This window comes from Streptomyces sp. NPDC056169 (genome assembly GCF_042268445.1).
GTDB lineage: Bacteria > Actinomycetota > Actinomycetes > Streptomycetales > Streptomycetaceae > Streptomyces.
This window is the reverse complement of record NZ_JBHJUO010000020.1, coordinates 157,232-174,389: the sequence shown is the minus strand read 5'-3', so window position 1 is coordinate 174,389 and position 17,158 is coordinate 157,232. Positions and strand designations below refer to the sequence as shown.

Below are 17,158 nucleotides of genomic sequence, written 5' to 3'. Positions count from 1 at the left end.
TGGGCCGGTCCGTTCCGTGCCCGGGCCGCCCGCTCGCCCGCCGTTCGGGCCGGTGCTAGACATGGACTATGGCCGGATTCCTCGGCCGCCTGCGCTCCGCGTTGAGCGTCCGCACCGTCGCCCGCCAGGTCTTCTCCCTACAGGCGGCGATCGTGGTGCTCCTCGTCGTGGCCGCCGTGGTTGCTCTCGTACTGCAGTCCCGGTCCGACAGTGAGCGGGAAGCGCGCAACCGGTCACTCGCCGTGGCCGAGACCTTCGCCAGCGCGCCGGGCATCGAGGAGGCCGTGGCCGGTCCCGACCCGACCGCAGCGCTCCAGCCACGCGCCGAGGAAGCGCGAAAGGCGTCCGGCGTCGACTTCCTCGTGGTGATGACCAAGGACGGGATCCGCATCACCCACCCCGATCCGGCACAGATCGGAAAGCACTACATCGGCACGATCGGCCCGGCGGCAGCAGGCGGGACAGTCAGGGAGACCGTGACCGGCACCCTCGGCCCGTCCACCCGCGCTGTCGTCCCCGTGACCGACGCCGAGGGCGACGTGATCGCACTGGTGTCCGCCGGTGTCACACTCGAAGCCGTGAGCGGAGTCGTCGAGCATCAGCTGCCCCTGGTGCTCGGTGCCGCGGCGGCCGCGCTGGCAGTCGCCACCTTCGGTACCGCTCTGGTCAGCAGGCGGCTGCGCCGCCAGACCCACGGCCTGGAGCCCGCCGAGATGACCCGCATGTACGAGCACCACGACGCGGTGCTGCACGCCGTGCGCGAAGGCGTTCTGATCCTCGACGGCGACGGTCGGCTGGCGCTGGCCAACGACGAGGCACGCAGGCTGCTCGGCCTGAGCCCGGAGGCGGAGGGCCTGCTTGCCCGTGAGCTGGGCCTCGCCCCGGACATCGCCCGACTGTTGACTTCCGGGCGCTCGGCCACCGACGAGGTGCACCTGGCCGGGGACCGGCTGCTGGCCGTCAACCAGCGGCCGACCGACCCCGGAGGCGGGCCGTCCGGCTGTGTCGCGACACTGCGGGACACCACCGAACTGCAGGCCGTCACCGGCCGGGCCGATGTGGCGCAGGAACGCCTGAACCTGCTGTTCACCGCCGGATTGGAGATCGGAACCAGCCTCGACATCGAGCGGACCTCCCAGGAGCTGGCGGACTTCGCCGTCCCCCGGTTCGCCGATTTCGTCACCGTCGACCTGGCCGACCCGGTCCTGCGGGGCGAGGAGCCGTCGCAGGACGGTGCGGCGATGCGCCGTGTCGCGTTCCGGGGTATCCGGGACGACACACCGCTCTACCCGCCCGGAAAACTGATCCAGTTCGTCCCGTCCACCCCGCAGAGCCTCGGCTACGGCTCAGGCGAGACGGTCCTGGAGGCGGACATGACCGCCTTCTCCGGCTGGCAGGCTCAAGACCCTGAACGGGCCCGGAGACTTGTCGAGGCCGGCATCCATTCGATGATCGCGGCTCCACTGCGCGCCCGCGGCGTCATCCTGGGTGTCGTCACGTTCTGGCGGTCGCGCAAGCCCGCGTCGTTCGAGCACGACGACGTGACACTCGCCGAGGAACTGGCCGCCCGTGCGGCGGTCACCATCGACAACGCCCGGCGCTTCACGCGCGAGCACACCATGGCGGTCACCCTGCAGCGCAGCCTGCTCCCCCGCGCCCTGCCGGAGCAGAACGCGCTCGACGTGGCCCACCGTTACCTGCCCGCGCAAGCGGGCAGCGGCGGTGTCGGCGGGGACTGGTTCGACGTCATCCCGCTGCCCGGCGCCCGCGTCGCGCTCGTCGTGGGGGACGTGGTCGGCCACGGGCTGCACGCCGCCGCCACCATGGGCCGGCTGCGCACCGCGGTCCACAACTTCTCCTCCCTGGACATGTCGCCCGACGAACTCCTGTGGCACCTCGACGAACTGGTCACTCGGATCGACCAGGACGAGAGCGGCGACGGCGACATCGCGCCGGTCACGGGCGCCACCTGTCTGTACGCGCTCTACGACCCGGGCTCCCAGGTGTGCACGATGGCCCGCGCCGGCCACTTCGAGCCCGCCGTCGTGCACCCCGACGGCAGCGCGGCGTTTGCCGCCGTACCGGGCGGCCCACCCCTCGGGCTCTCCGGACTCCCCTTCGAGACGGCCGAGATACGACTCCCCGAGGGCAGCAGCCTCGTGCTCTACACCGACGGTCTCGTGGAGGACCGCACCCGCGACATCGACGAAGGGCTGGAACTGCTGCGGCGGGCTCTGGCTCACCCCGGCCGCACGCCCGAGCAGACCTGCGACGCGGTTCTGGACGCGTTGCTGCCCGAGCATCCCACGGACGACATCGCACTGGTGGTCGCCCGCACGCGTGCGCTCGACAGCGCCCGTACAGCCACCTGGGACGTCGCGTCCGATCCGTCGGCCGTCGGACAGGTTCGCGCCGCCGTCGCCCGCACGCTGGCCGAATGGGGCCTGGAGGAGGAGTCGTTCACCACCGAGCTGATCCTCAGCGAGCTTGTCACCAACGCCATCCGCTACGCCGCCGAGCCCGTCCGCGTACGTCTGATCCGCGACCGCGCCCTGATCTGCGAGGTCTCGGACGGCAGCAGCACCGCTCCCCACCTGCGGCGCGCGGCGACCACCGACGAGGGCGGACGCGGCCTGTTCCTGGTGGCCCAGTTCGCCGGCCGCTGGGGCACCCGCTACACCGCGGACGGCAAGGTCATCTGGGCCGAACAGCCACTTCCCACCGGCACAACGGGCAACGACCGGTGATGCCCGGCGACCCCTTCGGCCGTTGGCCGCTCCGGCCCTCCGCCGTCCCGGCGCCAGGGGGATTCCCCCGTCGAACCCCGCCCAGGAGAGCCACCCAGCACACAGGGGAAGGGCCCCACCCCGGGGCGAACCGGGGTGGGGCCCTTCCTGTTCGTGCTGCTCGTTCGGGCTACTCCTGGACGGTGCGGCGACGCCGCATCCACCACACCAGGGCCGCGCCGGTGGCGGCGATCACCGCGGCGATGCCGGAGACCAGGCCGATCGGGGTGTCCGATCCGGTGTCGGCGAGGCCGCCGTCCGGGTCCGGCCGGTTCGCCGGAGGCGTCGCGCCCCCACTGCCGCCGGTGTCACCGTTGCCAGGCTTGGTCGGGTCCGGGCCGGGTGACGTGGGCGGATCGGTCGGGTCGCTCGGCGTCGGGGTCGGAGTCGGGGTCGGGGTCGGGGTCGGCGTAGGCGTCGGGTCGGGCTTCCCGTCATCCGTCAGGCCGGCGCCGTTGCCACCCAGGAACGCGGTGTCGCTGTCGCGGGCGGAGGTCTCGGTACGCACGGAGTCCTTCGTCGCGCGGGGCAGTTCACGGTGCTGGGCGGTGAACTCGACGCCGGTGACGTTCCGCTTGGGCGCCTTTGCGAAGTCGATGCCGCCGACGAAGAACGTGTAGATCCGGCCGTCGCCGAGGGGCCATTCGTAGGTGAAGTCGCCCTTGGTGAAGGACTTCACCATCTCCTTCCACACGGTCCGCTTGTCCCAGTGGGCGTTCTCACCGCGCAGCGGCCACCGCTTGAGGTTGTTGCTGTTGATGATGGGACGGAAGTCGGTGGCCTTCTTCGCGTCCTGCTGGCGGATCCACTCGGCCGCGACGCGGGACTTGTAGACGCGGCGCAGGTCAGCGTACTTGGGGTCGGTGTCGATCTGCTTCTCGACGTGCGGGACGAGATACTGGGTGATCAGCCGGTGGCTGCGCTCCTTCTCCTCCTTGCTGAGCTTCTTCGAGCAGTCCTCTCCCTGTACGGGGGTGTCGAAGTCCATCGCCGCGTGGTTGACCTCCAGCGGGGCGTCGAGGATGTAGATCCCGCCGTCCTGCTCGCGGACCTTCGCCCGGCCGGGAACGATCCAGTTGCGTCCCGATCCCCAGCACGGCACCCCGTCGACCTTGGGTGCGGCGTCCATGAACTCCTTGCCCGGGGACTTCTTGGGGTCCATGGCACGGGAGAAGTCCCGCTTCATCTCCATGTCGGCCACGAGGAGGACACGGCCGGCGTCGGTTTCACCGAACGCCTTGTCCATGATGGTCTCGGGCTGGTCGGGGTTGAGGTTCACCCACTGCCGGTCCGGGGTGAGCGCCAGCCACGTGAACAGGGCATCGGATGCCAGTTCGAGCTTCGCCTGTCCGCCCCAGCCCGGGTTGTCGTCCTCATCGGGCATGAGGTCGGCCTTCATGGAGTAGTCCAGAGCCTTGCCCTTGACCGGGTTGCCGACGTACTGGAGCTCCAGAGTGGAGAAGTCCACCCCTCCCGGGCCCCGGCCGAGCGCGGACCGGGCGTTGTCCGCCAGGTACTGGTTCTGCAACTGCCGGGCCTGGGCCTGGTTCTGTCCCGACCCGTAGGCCATCGAGGCGCCCGGGCCCTGGGTGCCGCGGTTAGGCTGCGGGTTGAACACGTTGTACGTCTTCGTGTACTTCGTCTCCGGCCACACGCCCTTCGCGGTCGCCCGGCGCTCCGCGATCCGGATCGGATTGTTCCCCGTCCCCCGCTCCGCCCGCAGCTTGTCGTTCTCGGCCTTGTAGTCGCGGAGGGTGGCCCCGTTCGGCTTCTCCGACGTGAACATCGTCAGGCGGTGCCGGGTGAAGTCGTACTTCGCGTCCTTGTGCCGCAGGATGATCTTGTCGGCCCGGAGCTGGGCCGGCTTGCGCTTCCCGTCGGACTTGAACTCCCCCAGGTCACCGGTGCGCTGATTGTAGGAGTCGTACCGCCGGGAGGCGATCTTCTTGCCGTCCTTGTCGAAGATCTCGATCGTGACCTCGCACAGCCAGTCAGGGCCGACCATGTTGAAGTCCTGAACCGCCTTGACCTCGAACACGCCCCCCTTCTGCTTGCTGACCTGCGCGCTGATCAGGTTGACCTTCCAGCTGCCGAACGGCTTGGGGTTGCTCGACTCGTTCCGATGCCGCTGGTAGCGGGAGTAGATCGCCTTGCGCATGTCCTCCGGGTCCTTGGAGGCCGCATACGCCTTGTCCCACTTGTCGATGTCCGCGCGGCTGCCGGTGACCTGCCCCAGCTCGGCCGCAGTGGGCGCGGGAACGTTCTCGAAACCCTTGAACGCGTTGTTGTAGTAGTACTCCTCGTCCGGCCCGGACTTCGTCCAGTGGTGCTGACCCGTCGGCGCACCCGAGTTGTTCGGCGTACGCGGGATGGTCTTCTTCAGGTGCATCTGATCGCACCGCTTGCCGCCGGTGATCTTCGCGTAGTCTCCGGGCGCGGCCGACGCCACGGACGGCAGGCCGACCAGCAGCACCGCCGCCGAGGAAACGACCGCCAGAGCGGCAGATAAGCGCCTCTTCAGACGCTGTCGTATAGGTGTGCTCACGTAGTGTCCCTGGTCGTGGGGGCCACGGGACTCAAGACTGCGAGGGCAGGCCGGACAAGGGGCCCCCGTATCGTGCCCGCTCCTGCCGCCCCACCACACTAGAGGCCGTCAACACCTCACGTACAAGGTGTTGTTGACGCGCCGTGTGATGACTCCGCGAAGATCCTGCGCGGGTGACAGCGCGGTTCGGTAGGTTCTGGCCATGACCACACCCCACTCCGCCTACGACTCCACCCGCCACCCCGACCTCCTGGTCTGGCTCACCGAACGCCAGGCCGCCTTCGAGAGCTGGGCTCGGGAAGCCGGCGGCGTCGACAGGTTCGACTTCTCCGACGCCTCCCTCGACGCCTTGGAAGACCTGGTCGAGGAGACATTCGCCGAGTCGGAGGAGATCACCGCACAGCGCCGCTCCCCCTTCGTCCAGGGTGCCGTGTGGTACATCGGCGAGACCCTGCGCCGACGGCGCGAGGGCTGGGTATGGAAGTTCGAACCGGACGTTACCTTCGGTCTGCTCCCGGCGTTCTATCCGGCGGTCCCGGACCCCGCGTACCTGGACACCCCCTGCGTCGGCGCACCCGACGCCAAGCCCGGCGAACACTGGTACCCCCTGAACACGCTGCGCCGACTCCTCGCCACCGAAGACGAGTTCGACAACCCGATCGACGAACGGCTCGTCGGCGTGATCGAAGGCTGGTACGACGAGGACGAGGAGGACGACGACGACGAGTGACTGGCGCCCGCAGTGCGGGCGCCAGGGCTCCCGAAGCGCTCGGTGTCACGTCGGCTGCAACGCTGCCGGCAGACCGTTCAACCGCAGGCGGGTGGCGCCGCGCAGGTGGGGGAGGTCGTGCTCCGGCCGTGCGGACGGGGTCAGAAAGGCCGCTTGCTCGGTCCAACAAAGGTGGGTGCCGCCGTCCACCGGTTGCAGTTCGACAGTCACCAGCGAGGCCCACCGCACGATGTCGTCCACGCGGGACGTGTACGTGTAGACGATTCTCGAGGCCGGCACGATGTCGAGGTACCGGGAAGCGTATGCGAGTCGTTCCGGCTCAGAGCCCGCGATCGTGAAGACACTCGACGCGGTCTCACCGCCGTTCACTGTGAAGTCGTGGTCGTAGGAAACCCGGCGGCCTGGCAACGCGAACCATCGGTGCCGCGCCGGAGTGTCGGCGAAGGCCCCGAAAACCGTACCGGGGGCTGCGGCCAGGTGCCGCTCCACGGTGAAGGTGTCGTGCCGTACCTTCGGCACGGCGCCATCGACGGTCCCGTCAACGGTCGAAGCCGGTGCAACGGGTTCAAGAGGCATGTTTCCCTCACAGACATGGAGGCGGAACAGGGGATCTTCCTTGGTTACCATCCGTATGTAACGGGGGCGCGGACACTGCGATCAAGACCTCGCCCTCACGCACTTCGAAGTCAGCTACGCACTCGAAGGGAACAGACCCATGGGATCCACGCCGGGTGCGCAAGCGGAGGCCGCGGGCCTGAGCCCCGAGTGCGTGTCGACCATCGAGCTCGTACGTGACGTGCTTGCCCGTGTCGGGGACAAGTGGACCGTCCTGGTCATCACCAACCTCGCCGACGGGCCGCTGCGCTTCACGACGCTCCACGGTCGGATCGCCGGGGTGTCCCAGCGCATGCTGAGCCAGACGCTGCGACTGCTGACCCGTGACGGCCTGGTGCTGCGGACGGCCTACGCCGAAGTACCGCCTCGGGTCGAGTACGAGCTCACGCCCTTGGGCCGGTCACTGAGCGACGCCATCACACACGTCGTGCGCTGGGTGCAGGACCACCAGGCCGAGATCGTCCGGAACCGCGCCCACGAGTAGAGCGCCTGCCGCAGCACGCGCGGCGGCCGGCGAGTTGCCCCGAGCGTCACGAGGGCCGGCGTGATGGTGACCAGGGCATCTGCCGGCGTGCGCCGGGCATTCCCTGGCGTGCGGCGAGCCCTCCGGAGCCGTGGAACCCCGGCGTCCACCCGACGCGACAGCCGGGCGCTCAACCTGCCCTGACTCCGAAATCACCACCCACACGCGCCACAAGGGCCGTCGGCAAGCTGACGGGACCTCATGAGCGATCGAGGCCTACAGTTGAGAAACCATGTAGCTTCCAACGATTCGGTTGTTCCCGATCTGTTGGACGTGAGCAAGGAGGAATCTCTTGTTCCGCCGATTAATCGCCGCAGTGGTGGTGATGGCCGGGCTGACAGCGACACTTGTCGTTCCGGCCTCCGCCACCGAATTCCCTGCGGCCACCACGCCCCTGGTCACCTGGAACATGCAAGGGGCCAACAACAAGGCACAGAACGGCAGCAAGTGGACCAACACCGTTCAGCGGCTGGCACTGCAGGTGCCGATCCTGATGCTTCAGGAGGTCGGCCCGCACCCGCCTGACAACAGTGCCCCACAGCCCAGCCAGACCTTCACCACGACCGACAGCCAGAACGTCACGCATCAGCACACCGTGCTGCACCAGACCTGGGTCGTCGGCAGCGGTATCCGCAACACCATCCCGACCCGTGAGGTCTACTTCCTCCAGACCGACGACGACGCGACCAACCCGCGGCGGATCGGCGGCCGGGTCAACACGGCGCTCGTCCTGACCGAGGCGCCCGACGAGATGATCGTCGTCGGCAACCCGGTCGACGCCGGCCGGAACGCGCTCGGTGCGCGCTTCGGCAACGAGTGGTACTTCACCATGCACGGCCTGTCCGGCGGTGGCGGTGACTCCGGGGCGATGCTGGACGCCATCGACGACCGGATCGAGGGCCTCGGGAACCAACGTGGCGTCACCTACAACGCCACGGTCGGTGGCGACTTCAATGTCGACCCGAGGGTCCTCGCCGAGCGGACGAGCTTCCCGCCGACCATGCGGATCCACGGCTCGGGGCAGGCGACCCACCAGGGCAGTGGTGAGCTGGACTACTTCGTCACCACCCACTTCGACCACGCGCTGACGGTCACGGTCCGGCCCGAGGGCGACTCCGACCACCGGCCGACCCAGTCCGGCCAGTTCAACGCGGCCGGCACCACCCCGGCGCCCGGGCCCAGCCCGTCGCCCGGGCCCAGCCCGGCGATCGAAGAGCTCCGGTTGATGCCGACCGGTGACGGGATCACGGCCGGTGTGTACAGCACCGATGACGGTGGCTTCCGGGACTACCTGAAGACCATCCTGAAGGGCCTGACCACCATCGCGGTGGTCGGTGGCACGGTGGCCAGTCTCGTCTTCAAGCGCACGGATTTCATCGGTGACCTGAAGAACGGCAAGCGGGGCGACCCCGACCACATGGGGTTCGACGGCAAGGGCATCGACGCCATCCAGGCCGAGTCGATCCCCGCGCTGCAGACACTGCGGCCGAACATGATGACCCTGGTCGCGGGCACGGCCGACCTGGCCGGCGGTGCCGACGGTACGGCGACGGCCGGGAAGATGCGGACCTTCCTGGACGAGATCTACCGGGCCTCGCCGACCACCACGGTCCTGCTCGGGACCCTGCCGCCGTCGACGAACCCGACCTACCAGGCCCGGATCGACGCCTACAACAGCGAGCTCCGCACGATCGCCTACGCCAAGATCAAGGACGGCGCACGGCTGGTGCTGGTCGACCTGGGCTCGGTCACCCCGCAGGACATCACCAACGAGATCTACCCGACCGACGCCGGCCACCAGAAGATCGCGGACGCCTTCGCCGAAGGCGCTCGGATCGCGGTCCTGCAGCGCATGATCAGCGGCCGCTCGTACGGCTGGGAGCCGATCGGCAAGATCCGGGACGCCGCCCCGGCCGGTTCGAAGATCGCGTTCCCCGACCTGAACGGCGATGGCAAGGCCGACTACGCGGTGGTCGGTACGGACGGCAAGGTCACCGGCTGGCGCAACGACGACCCGCGCAAGGCCGGGGTCTCGCTGGGCGACATCAGCCCGGCCGACCGCGGGAACGACCCGGACCGGGTCTACTTCGCCGACCTGGACGCTGACGGCAAGGACGACTACATCCGGATCCTGATGCCGCCGGACTCGCCCACCGGCATCCCCGCGATGCGGATGTCACGGAACACCAGCAGTGGCGGCAACATCAGTTGGGACAGCCCGACGATCGTCGCGAACAACCTCATCTACGAGCCGGATCTGTACTTCACCGACATCGACGGTGACGGCCGCGACGACCTGATCACGCTGGACCGGATGAGCTTCCCGACCGCCTGGCAGAACAAGGGCAAGGGAATGCCGACTCCGGGCGGCTGGGAGAAGGTCGAGGGTTTCGCCACCCCGGGGCAGGCCCGCGGCGCGCAGGTAGCCTTCGCCGACATCACCGGTGACGGCAAGGCCGACACGGTCCGGGTCGAGTTCACCACCGGTGAGGTGCGGGCCTGGCAGAACACCGGCGCTCCGTGGAGCGTCACCAAGGGCTGGAAGTCGCTGGGCGTGATCCGCTCCGACGATCCGTTCCAGGGCACCATCGGCACCTTCGCCGACCTGGACGGCGACGGGATCGAGGACTTCGCCATGATCCGCTCCGGTACGACGGCGAAGACCGCCGTCAGGGCGGCCGCGGCGAGTGGTGCCGGTGACATCGAGGGCTGGCTGGTGCCGAGCTACGGCGATGGCAGCCGCAGCGACGGCGGTGCCGGTGATCTCGGTGTCAACGGTGGTGCCGGTGATCCGATGGAGTCGCACCCCGGTGGCGACGACGGCGGTTCGAGGCCGGGTGCGTCCGGCGACTGCCGGCCGGACGGTCTGGCGGCCACGCCGGGCGTGGCGACGCCGTACTGCAAGGTCTATCAGGGTGACGGCCGGGAGTGGCTCGGTCAGGGCCGGGACCGCCGGGTCGTGGGCTACTTCAACGGTGGCCGCACGGGCGCCGACGGCACGCCGCACTACCTGGTGAAGAACATCCCGTGGTCGAAGGTGACCCACCTCAACTACGCGTTCGCGTCGGTGGAGAACAACGAGATCAAGGTCGACTCGAACGCCACCCAGAAGGAGTGGCCCGGCGAGGTCGGCGCCGAGATGGATCCCTCGCTGCCCTACAAGGGGCACTTCAACCTGCTGACGAAGTACAAACGCCTGCACCCGCGGGTGAAGACGCTGATCTCGGTCGGTGGCTGGGCCGGTTCCGGTGGCTTCTACGCGATGACCACCAACGCCGACGGCTCGGTCAACCAGGGCGGGATCGACACGTTCTCGCGCTCGGTCGTGGACTTCCTGCGGACCTACGGGTTCGACGGTGCCGACATCGACTTCGAGTACCCCACGGTCCTCGAGGACACCGGCAATCCGACCGACTGGGCGGTGTCGAACCCGCGTCGCAAGGGCCTGCCCACGGCGTACGCCGCGTTGATGAAGACGCTGCGGGACTCGCTGAACCGGGCTTCGGTCGCGGACGACAAGTACTACCTGCTCACCTCGGCGTCGTCGGCCTCCGGCTACCTGGCCCGCGGGATGGCGAACCAGACCGCGCTGGACCACCAGGACTTCACCAACCTGATGGCCTACGACTACCACGGCACCTGGAACGACGTCGTGGGTCCGAACGCGGCGCTGTTCGACGACGGCAAGGACCCGGAACTGGCCGACCAGTACGCCACTCCGGAGTACGGGAAGATCGGGTACTTCAACACCGCTTGGGCGATGAAGTACATGCGTGGCGCGATGCAGGCCGGGCGCGTCAACATCGGTGTGCCCTACTACACGCGCGGCTGGCAGAACGTCACCGGCGGTACGAACGGTCTGTGGGGTACGTCGCAGAAGCCGAGTGGGTGCGAGCCGGGTACGGGCGTCAAGCGGCCGTGCGGTGACGGTGCCTTCGGCATCGACAACATCTGGCACGACGAGACCAACAACGGCAGCGAGCTCGGCTCCGGGACGAACCCGCTGTGGCACACCAAGAACCTGGAGAAGAACATCACGCCGGTCTACGCGGGCAGCGTCGGGCTGAAGCCGGAGACCGACATCACCGACCGGCGCACGGGCCAGTACACCCGGTACTGGGACGACGCGACGAAGACGTCGTGGCTGTGGAACGCCGAGAAGAAGGTGTTCCTGTCGACCGAGGACGAGCAGGGCATCGACGCGGTCACCGATCTGGTCAAGTCGACCGGTGCGGGCGGCGTGATGATGTGGGAGCTGGGCGGCGACTACTCCTGCCCCGCGGACGTCCAGCCGGACACCCCGTGCGGGATGGGGTACACGCTGACCACCCGGCTGAACGAGAAGCTGGGCAACATCGGCGCCTATGACAACAGTCTGCGCACCGGCAGCGGTGGCGTCGCACCGACGGTGACCGCCGACCTGAGCGTCGAGATGGTCAACTATCCGACCGCCACGGCGAACCTGTGGCCGTTGCAGCCGACCGTCCGGATCACCAACAACACCGGGCGCACGCTCGGCGGTGGCAAGGACACGAAGCTGTCATTCGACATTCCGGCCTCGACGTCACCACTGGTCAAGGACGCCAACTGGCAGACCGATGCCCAAGGTGGCCAGTGGAAGCTGGTGCCCGGCACGACGTTCCACCGGGTCAGCACGACGCTGGACTACTGCCAGATCATCCCGGCCGGGAAGTCGCTCGACGTGCCGATCATCTACTTCCTCCCGATCACCGGTCCGGTGAACACGAGTCTGTCCATCGGCGGTACGGCGTACGCGCCGGTGAACGACAACCTCAAGGGACTCGGTACGGCGACCCCGCCGGCTGGTGGTTGTAGTGCCGGGAACTGGGACGCGACCAAGGTCTACTCTCCGGCCGGCCAGCCGATCGAGCAGACCACGGTCAAGTACAACGGCAAGGTCTGGAAGGCCAAGTGGGAGACGAAGGGCAGTGCTCCGGGCACCGGGCCCGACGCCGACCACGAGCCCTGGAAGCTGATCGGCAGCGCCGGCTGACCGTCCTCAGCCACCCAGCCTGACACTCCACGTCCTGATCAAATGACCGGAGAGTGCTTCTGAACTGCGACGATGGGACTCGTATGGGGTCCTGTTGGCTGCACGGTAAGAAGCACTCTCCCTGGCCGACACCTCGCGGGCCGCGGGGTCCTCGTGCCAGTCGGGCGGCACGAAGCGGCCGAACTCCGGCAGCTTCGCGCCCGCCGGGAAGACGGTTGCCGTCGCCGTCCTGAACAGCCGCAGGCCGATCTCGTCACGGTCGGCTCGGGGCAGCGTGTCGTCGACGTCGAAGAAGTCGAACTGCAGCAGTACGTCACCGCCCGGGGTCGTCCACCAGACGAGCCGGGCGAGGAGACGGTCGCCGTCCAGGGCCACCCATGACCACTCGGGGTGGCGACAGCCGCCGGCGAAGGCGTCGGTCAGTTCGTGGTCGAGGACGTAGGAGAGCGGCAGAAGAGGTCTATCTCCTCGGGCCCGTCAGAGGTCGCTAGCTCACCGATGTCAGTGTCAAGTCAACTCCTGTGCGGGGGCGTGACGCTCAGGACCTGGGATGTCGTGCCGGCCAGGCACGCCGAGTGTCCGAGCGGAGGGCTTCGCGGGCCACATGCGGCTCAGGCCGATTCGAGGATCGGGCTCACGAGGGCGAATTTCATGAGGCGTTCCTCTGTTCGGTGTGCTTGCTGGTGATCGAGGTTCTGGTGGTGGTCGGTTTGATGCGGGCCAGTGCGCCCGTCTCCAGGGCCGTCCACAGGGCACCGTCCGGGCCCACCGTGATCCCGTGCGGCTCGGAGGCCGGGGTGGGCAGGTCGTGGACGGTGACCGTGCCGTCAGGGGTGACCGAGCCGACGCGGTTGCCGCCCCACTCGGTGAACCACGCCGTGCCGTCGGCGTCGGTGGTGACGGCGTGCGGCCGGGCGGAACGGTCGGGCAGCGGGTACTCGGTGATCCGGCCGTCGGGTGCCATCCGGCCGATCTGACCGGCCGCGATCTCGGTGAACCAGACGCTTCCGTCCGGGCCCACGGCGATACCCACCGGTGCGGCGGCGTCGGTGGGCAGCTCGTGCACCGTGATGCGGCCGTTCATGTCGATACGGCCGATGGCGTTGGCCTGGTTCATCGTGAACCACATCGCGTCCCCGGCCGCGGCGATGGCGGAGGGGAACATCCCGGCGCGTGGCAGCGGGTACTCCGTGGCCGTTCCGTCGATGGCGAGACGGCCGATGCGGTCGGCGGCGGTCTCGGTGAACCACAGGGCGCCGTCCGGCCCCGCGGCGATGCCGAAAGGCCCGCACTCCGCGGTCGGCAGCGTGAACTCGGTCACCTGGCCGGCCGTCGTGATCCGCCCGATCCGGTGCGCCCGGTACTCGGTGAACCACAGGGCGCCGTCCGGCCCGTTGCAGATGACCGTCGGGCCGCTGTCCGGGGAGAGTGCACGGCTGGTCGGCTCCTGCCCAGGGACCAGCCGGCCGATCCTGCCGCTGTGCACCATGGTGAACCACAGGGCGCCGTCCGAGCCGACGGCGATCGCGTACGGTCCGCTGTCACGACCGGACACCGTGTACTCCTCGATGGCCGGGGACGTCACAACTGCTCCAGACCTTCGGCGGCGGCGATGCGCTCGATGTCCTTCGGGGATCCGGCCATGATGGTCCGGACGTGCGTGGTCACGAGCTCGACGGGCCAGTCCCACCAGGCAGCCCGTGTGAGCCGTTCGATGTCGTCGTCGTCAAAGCGCTGTCTGATCCTCCGGGCCGGGTTCCCGCCCACGACGGTGTACGGAGGCACGTCGGCGGTGACCACCGCTCCGGCCGCGATCACCGCACCGTCGCCGATCCGAACTCCCGGCATCACGGTGGCTCCGTATCCGAACCACACGTCGTTGCCGACCACCGTGTCCCCGCGGCTGGGCATGCCGGTGACGAGGTCGAGGGTCCGGTCGGTCCACTCCCCGCCGAACATGGTGAAGGGGAAGGTCGACACCCCCATCGACGGATGGGCAGCGCCCGCCATCAGGAACCGGGTGCCCGTGGCGATCGCGCAGTACTTGCCGATGATCAGCCGTTCCGGACCGTAGGCGTACAGCACATTGCGCTGCACGAAGTCCGTCGCCCCGTCGGGGTCGTCGAAGTAGGTGAAGTCACCCACCACGACGTTCGTCCCGGCAACCAGTGGCTTGAGAAAGACGACCCGCTCGTGGGCGGGCAGTGGATGGATCGTGGCCGGGTCAGGTGCCTGGGCAGCGCTGGGGTCAGATGTCACGCGGCAATCTCTCCCTGGGTGTTCGTGCTCGGCGGGCGAAGCCCGGGCGGCGAGGCTGTGACCGATGAGGTACGCGCCTCCGCGCGCGGTCCACGCCTTTCGGGTCGTCGGCCGAATGGAGCGGGCCGGTCCTGCAGCCTCATGCCACCTGCGGGAGGCGGCCTCCCCGGCCCGGTACCAGCATGCATACCGGGCAGCCCGGGAACAACGGCCGATCTTAATATGGTCGTTAACCCAGAGGCTGACGAATCCGGGGGACCCGTGTGGAACCGGGGGCAGGATGGAACTGCGGGACATAGAGCTCTTCCTGACGCTCGCGGCGGAGCTCCACTTCGGCCGCAGCGCCGAACGCCTACAGGTCTCCCCGGCCGTCGTCAGCCAGGCGATCAAGAAGCAGGAACGCGTCATCGGCGCCCAACTCTTCGAGCGAACGAGCCGCCACGTGCGGATCACCCCTACCGGAGTGGTGCTGCTCCAGCGGCTGAAGCCGACATACGAGGGCATCCAGGATGCCATCGCAGCGGGTGACCACCATCGCCCACAGCTCGGCCGGCACGCTGACGCTGGGGGTCATGGGTGCGCAGGTGCACGACATGGCTCCGGTCCTATCCCACTTGTCATGGCCCTCCTCCGCCGTCAGTTCCTCGTAGGCTCCTCCGTGGCGGATGGGAATCCGCGATTCACCAAGTGCCAGCCGTGAACAGCGGTAAGGCGTAACGGACTTGACACGGCAGCGCAGTATGGCAGGTGACACAGCGGACGCCTTACTGCGACGAGGACCTCCGAGCGGCTGGCGAAATCGCTGGCAGGCATGGACGGACTGCTCGCCCCGCCGATGGTGCCCGGCACGTTCCGGCGCGCGTTGAAGAAGGCCTCGCACGAGTATCTTCGGGGCCCGGTTAGCGAGCTCTTTCCACATCTCCTGCGGCACGCCGGCGCGACCCACAACTATGAGGCGGGGATGCCGTTGTGGGACGTGCAGGTTTTGCGCGCGAGCTGGGGGGTAGCGAACGGCAAGGCTAGGAACGGCTATCGGAATGAGCGGCACCACGAGCTCGGGGGCATGAGGCCGTGTGGTCAGGCGTCCTTGACGGTGAGGCCGATGTGCTGGGCCAGGGCGGGGGCGAGGTCGAGCAGCTGGGGAGCGCTGATGGTGGCGCCCTTGAGGGCTGCCACGCCGGACGTGATGCCCAGTGCGGTCGCTTCGCTCAGGTCGACTCGGGTGAGGGTGGCTTTGGTGAGGTCGACTCCGTCGAGCGTCGTTCCTGGGAAGGAGACGCCGGTCAGGGTCGCGCCTGCGAAGTCGACGTCACGCAGCAGGCAGTCGACGAAGGTGACGTTCGCCAGCTGAGCCGCGCGCAGGTTGACCGAGTCGAACTTGCATTGGTGGAAGACGGCGCGGCGCATCTGGGTCCCGTGGAGCTGGGTGCCGGCCAGGAGGCTGGCGAGGCATTCGGTGTCCAGCCAGGTGGTCTCCGCGAGGTCGCTGCCCACGGTGCGGATGTTGTGCATCCATACGGTGTCGAAGCGTGCGCGCCGGAACCGGCCGCCCGTGAAGGTCACCGAGGACAGGGCCGACTCGCTGAAGCGGGTCATGCCGCCGTCGACGTCGTCGAAGGCGCGGTCGTCGATGTGGTGCCACTCGTAGACCTCCTCCCGCTCCAGGTCCCCGGTGAACGGTTCGAGGCGATGTGCGTAGGGCAGGGCGGGCAGGTCGCGGGGGGCGGGTACGCGCATCGGAGTCCTTCCGGGGCAGACACAGGTCACGCCTGCTGCGGCCCGGTCGGGGGCCGCCTGGGGTGCGGGGGGGGTCTTCATGCTGACCCGGGCCCGCGGGTTCCGCCTAATCGCGTCGCAGACAGGAATCGCGGTACAGGACCGCGCGTTCACGGACTCCATAAACACCTAAACGCCGCATACAGGATGAATCACTGCTGTGGCGTAATGACTCCTGCCGCCGTCGAAAACACGGCAGCGCCGTCCTGCATCCCGCACACGGACCCAACGCGCCTGCTCCACGCGCCGGTTGGTTCACCAGGGTGGCCGTCCGGGCGTCGAACGCCCGCCGGCCCCGGACTTCCCTGAGATTCATTTTGCGCCTCAGGCCCGTTTGTCCCGCTACGAAGATCGCGCGCTCGGGCCGTCCTGGACAAGCTCGGCGGCTCGAACACCTCATCCGATGACTTCAGGCGTCGCCAGCAGATGAGGGCGCATCCAAGGGTGAGAGAGGCTTTATGGATGTCGTCACGTATTTCCCAGCGGATCCGAAGGCTGCGGAACCAGTGCAGTTGGGCCAACGCACACTCGACAACCCACCGCCTGGTACCCAGTCGCGCACGGGCAGAATGGCTTCGAGTAGCGGGATGCCGGTGGCGTCGGTGATCAGTGGCGCGCCTCGTGGAGCCGGGGCCAGACGTCGGCCCGCGGGTCCACTCAGCCAGGCGGCGCCAGAACGTCATTCCCGAGCCGAACCCGAGCTCCCGGGCAGCTGGGGCTCTTCCCCACCCCGGCCCGCCAGTTCACCCGCACCCACGCGGCCCGCATCGGCGACCGCGACATCCCCGACTTCCAGGCCGTCTCCGAGCAACCGCAGCGGATGGCCGACGCCCGCCGGGTACACGTCCGGACAACGTGGATCTGGCGGGGAGAATCACAGGTCGCGCGTGCCGTCCCTGTTCGGCGGGGC

At 68.6% G+C, this 17,158-nt stretch carries 11 protein-coding genes; 5 read left to right on the top strand and 6 right to left on the bottom strand.

The window, feature by feature from the left end:
• Positions 1 to 68: 68 nt before the first annotated feature.
• Complete coding sequence (locus ACFC0G_RS30770; RefSeq protein WP_376409378.1) at positions 69 to 2,747, top strand: SpoIIE family protein phosphatase; 2,679 nt, start codon at positions 69 to 71, stop codon at positions 2,745 to 2,747.
• A 169-nt stretch (positions 2,748 to 2,916) separates the two neighbouring features.
• Here ACFC0G_RS30770 and ACFC0G_RS30765 read toward each other — a convergent pair whose 3' ends face one another.
• Positions 2,917 to 5,259, bottom strand: coding sequence for a hypothetical protein (locus ACFC0G_RS30765; RefSeq protein ID WP_376409375.1), 2,343 nt, complete (start codon positions 5,257 to 5,259; stop codon positions 2,917 to 2,919).
• 274 nt (positions 5,260 to 5,533) lie between these two features.
• Here ACFC0G_RS30765 and ACFC0G_RS30760 point away from each other — a divergent pair, with 274 nt between their 5' ends.
• A complete protein-coding gene (locus ACFC0G_RS30760; protein WP_376409372.1) occupies positions 5,534 to 6,061 on the top strand; it encodes a hypothetical protein in 528 nt (175 codons plus the stop codon).
• A gap of 45 nt (positions 6,062 to 6,106) precedes the next feature.
• On the opposite strand, the gene ACFC0G_RS30755 is transcribed toward ACFC0G_RS30760, so the two are convergent.
• A complete protein-coding gene (locus tag ACFC0G_RS30755; protein WP_376409369.1) occupies positions 6,107 to 6,637 on the bottom strand; it encodes an SRPBCC domain-containing protein in 531 nt (176 codons plus the stop codon).
• A gap of 139 nt (positions 6,638 to 6,776) precedes the next feature.
• On the opposite strand from ACFC0G_RS30755, the gene ACFC0G_RS30750 reads away from it, so the two are divergent.
• Complete coding sequence (locus ACFC0G_RS30750; protein ID WP_376409367.1) at positions 6,777 to 7,160, top strand: winged helix-turn-helix transcriptional regulator; 384 nt, start codon at positions 6,777 to 6,779, stop codon at positions 7,158 to 7,160.
• Between the two features lie 331 nt (positions 7,161 to 7,491).
• On the top strand, positions 7,492 to 12,213 hold the full coding sequence (locus tag ACFC0G_RS30745) for a glycosyl hydrolase family 18 protein (protein ID WP_376409364.1): 4,722 nt from the start codon (positions 7,492 to 7,494) through the stop codon (positions 12,211 to 12,213).
• Between the two features lie 6 nt (positions 12,214 to 12,219).
• Here ACFC0G_RS30745 and ACFC0G_RS30740 read toward each other — a convergent pair whose 3' ends face one another.
• From ACFC0G_RS30740 to ACFC0G_RS30730, 3 genes are all read right to left on the bottom strand, one after another.
• Positions 12,220 to 12,588 carry a hypothetical protein gene (locus tag ACFC0G_RS30740; protein ID WP_376409361.1) on the bottom strand — a complete coding sequence of 123 codons (369 nt, stop codon included), beginning with the start codon at positions 12,586 to 12,588 and terminating at the stop codon, positions 12,220 to 12,222.
• Positions 12,589 to 12,862: 274 nt separating this feature from the next.
• Positions 12,863 to 13,798 carry a virginiamycin B lyase gene (locus ACFC0G_RS30735; RefSeq protein WP_376409358.1) on the bottom strand — a complete coding sequence of 312 codons (936 nt, stop codon included), beginning with the start codon at positions 13,796 to 13,798 and terminating at the stop codon, positions 12,863 to 12,865.
• On the bottom strand, positions 13,795 to 14,472 hold the full coding sequence (locus ACFC0G_RS30730; RefSeq protein WP_376409355.1) for a CatB-related O-acetyltransferase: 678 nt from the start codon (positions 14,470 to 14,472) through the stop codon (positions 13,795 to 13,797). Before ACFC0G_RS30730 ends, ACFC0G_RS30735 begins: the two co-directional genes overlap by 4 nt.
• Before the next feature lie 64 nt (positions 14,473 to 14,536).
• Between ACFC0G_RS30730 and ACFC0G_RS30725 the strand changes: the two genes are divergently transcribed.
• Positions 14,537 to 15,172 (top strand): LysR family transcriptional regulator, encoded by a 636-nt coding sequence (locus ACFC0G_RS30725; protein WP_376409353.1) that lies wholly within the window; start codon positions 14,537 to 14,539, stop codon positions 15,170 to 15,172.
• A gap of 377 nt (positions 15,173 to 15,549) precedes the next feature.
• On the opposite strand, the gene ACFC0G_RS30720 is transcribed toward ACFC0G_RS30725, so the two are convergent.
• Entirely contained in the window at positions 15,550 to 16,209 is a 660-nt protein-coding gene (locus ACFC0G_RS30720) for a pentapeptide repeat-containing protein (RefSeq protein WP_376409350.1), read from the bottom strand.
• Positions 16,210 to 17,158: the final 949 nt, after the last annotated feature.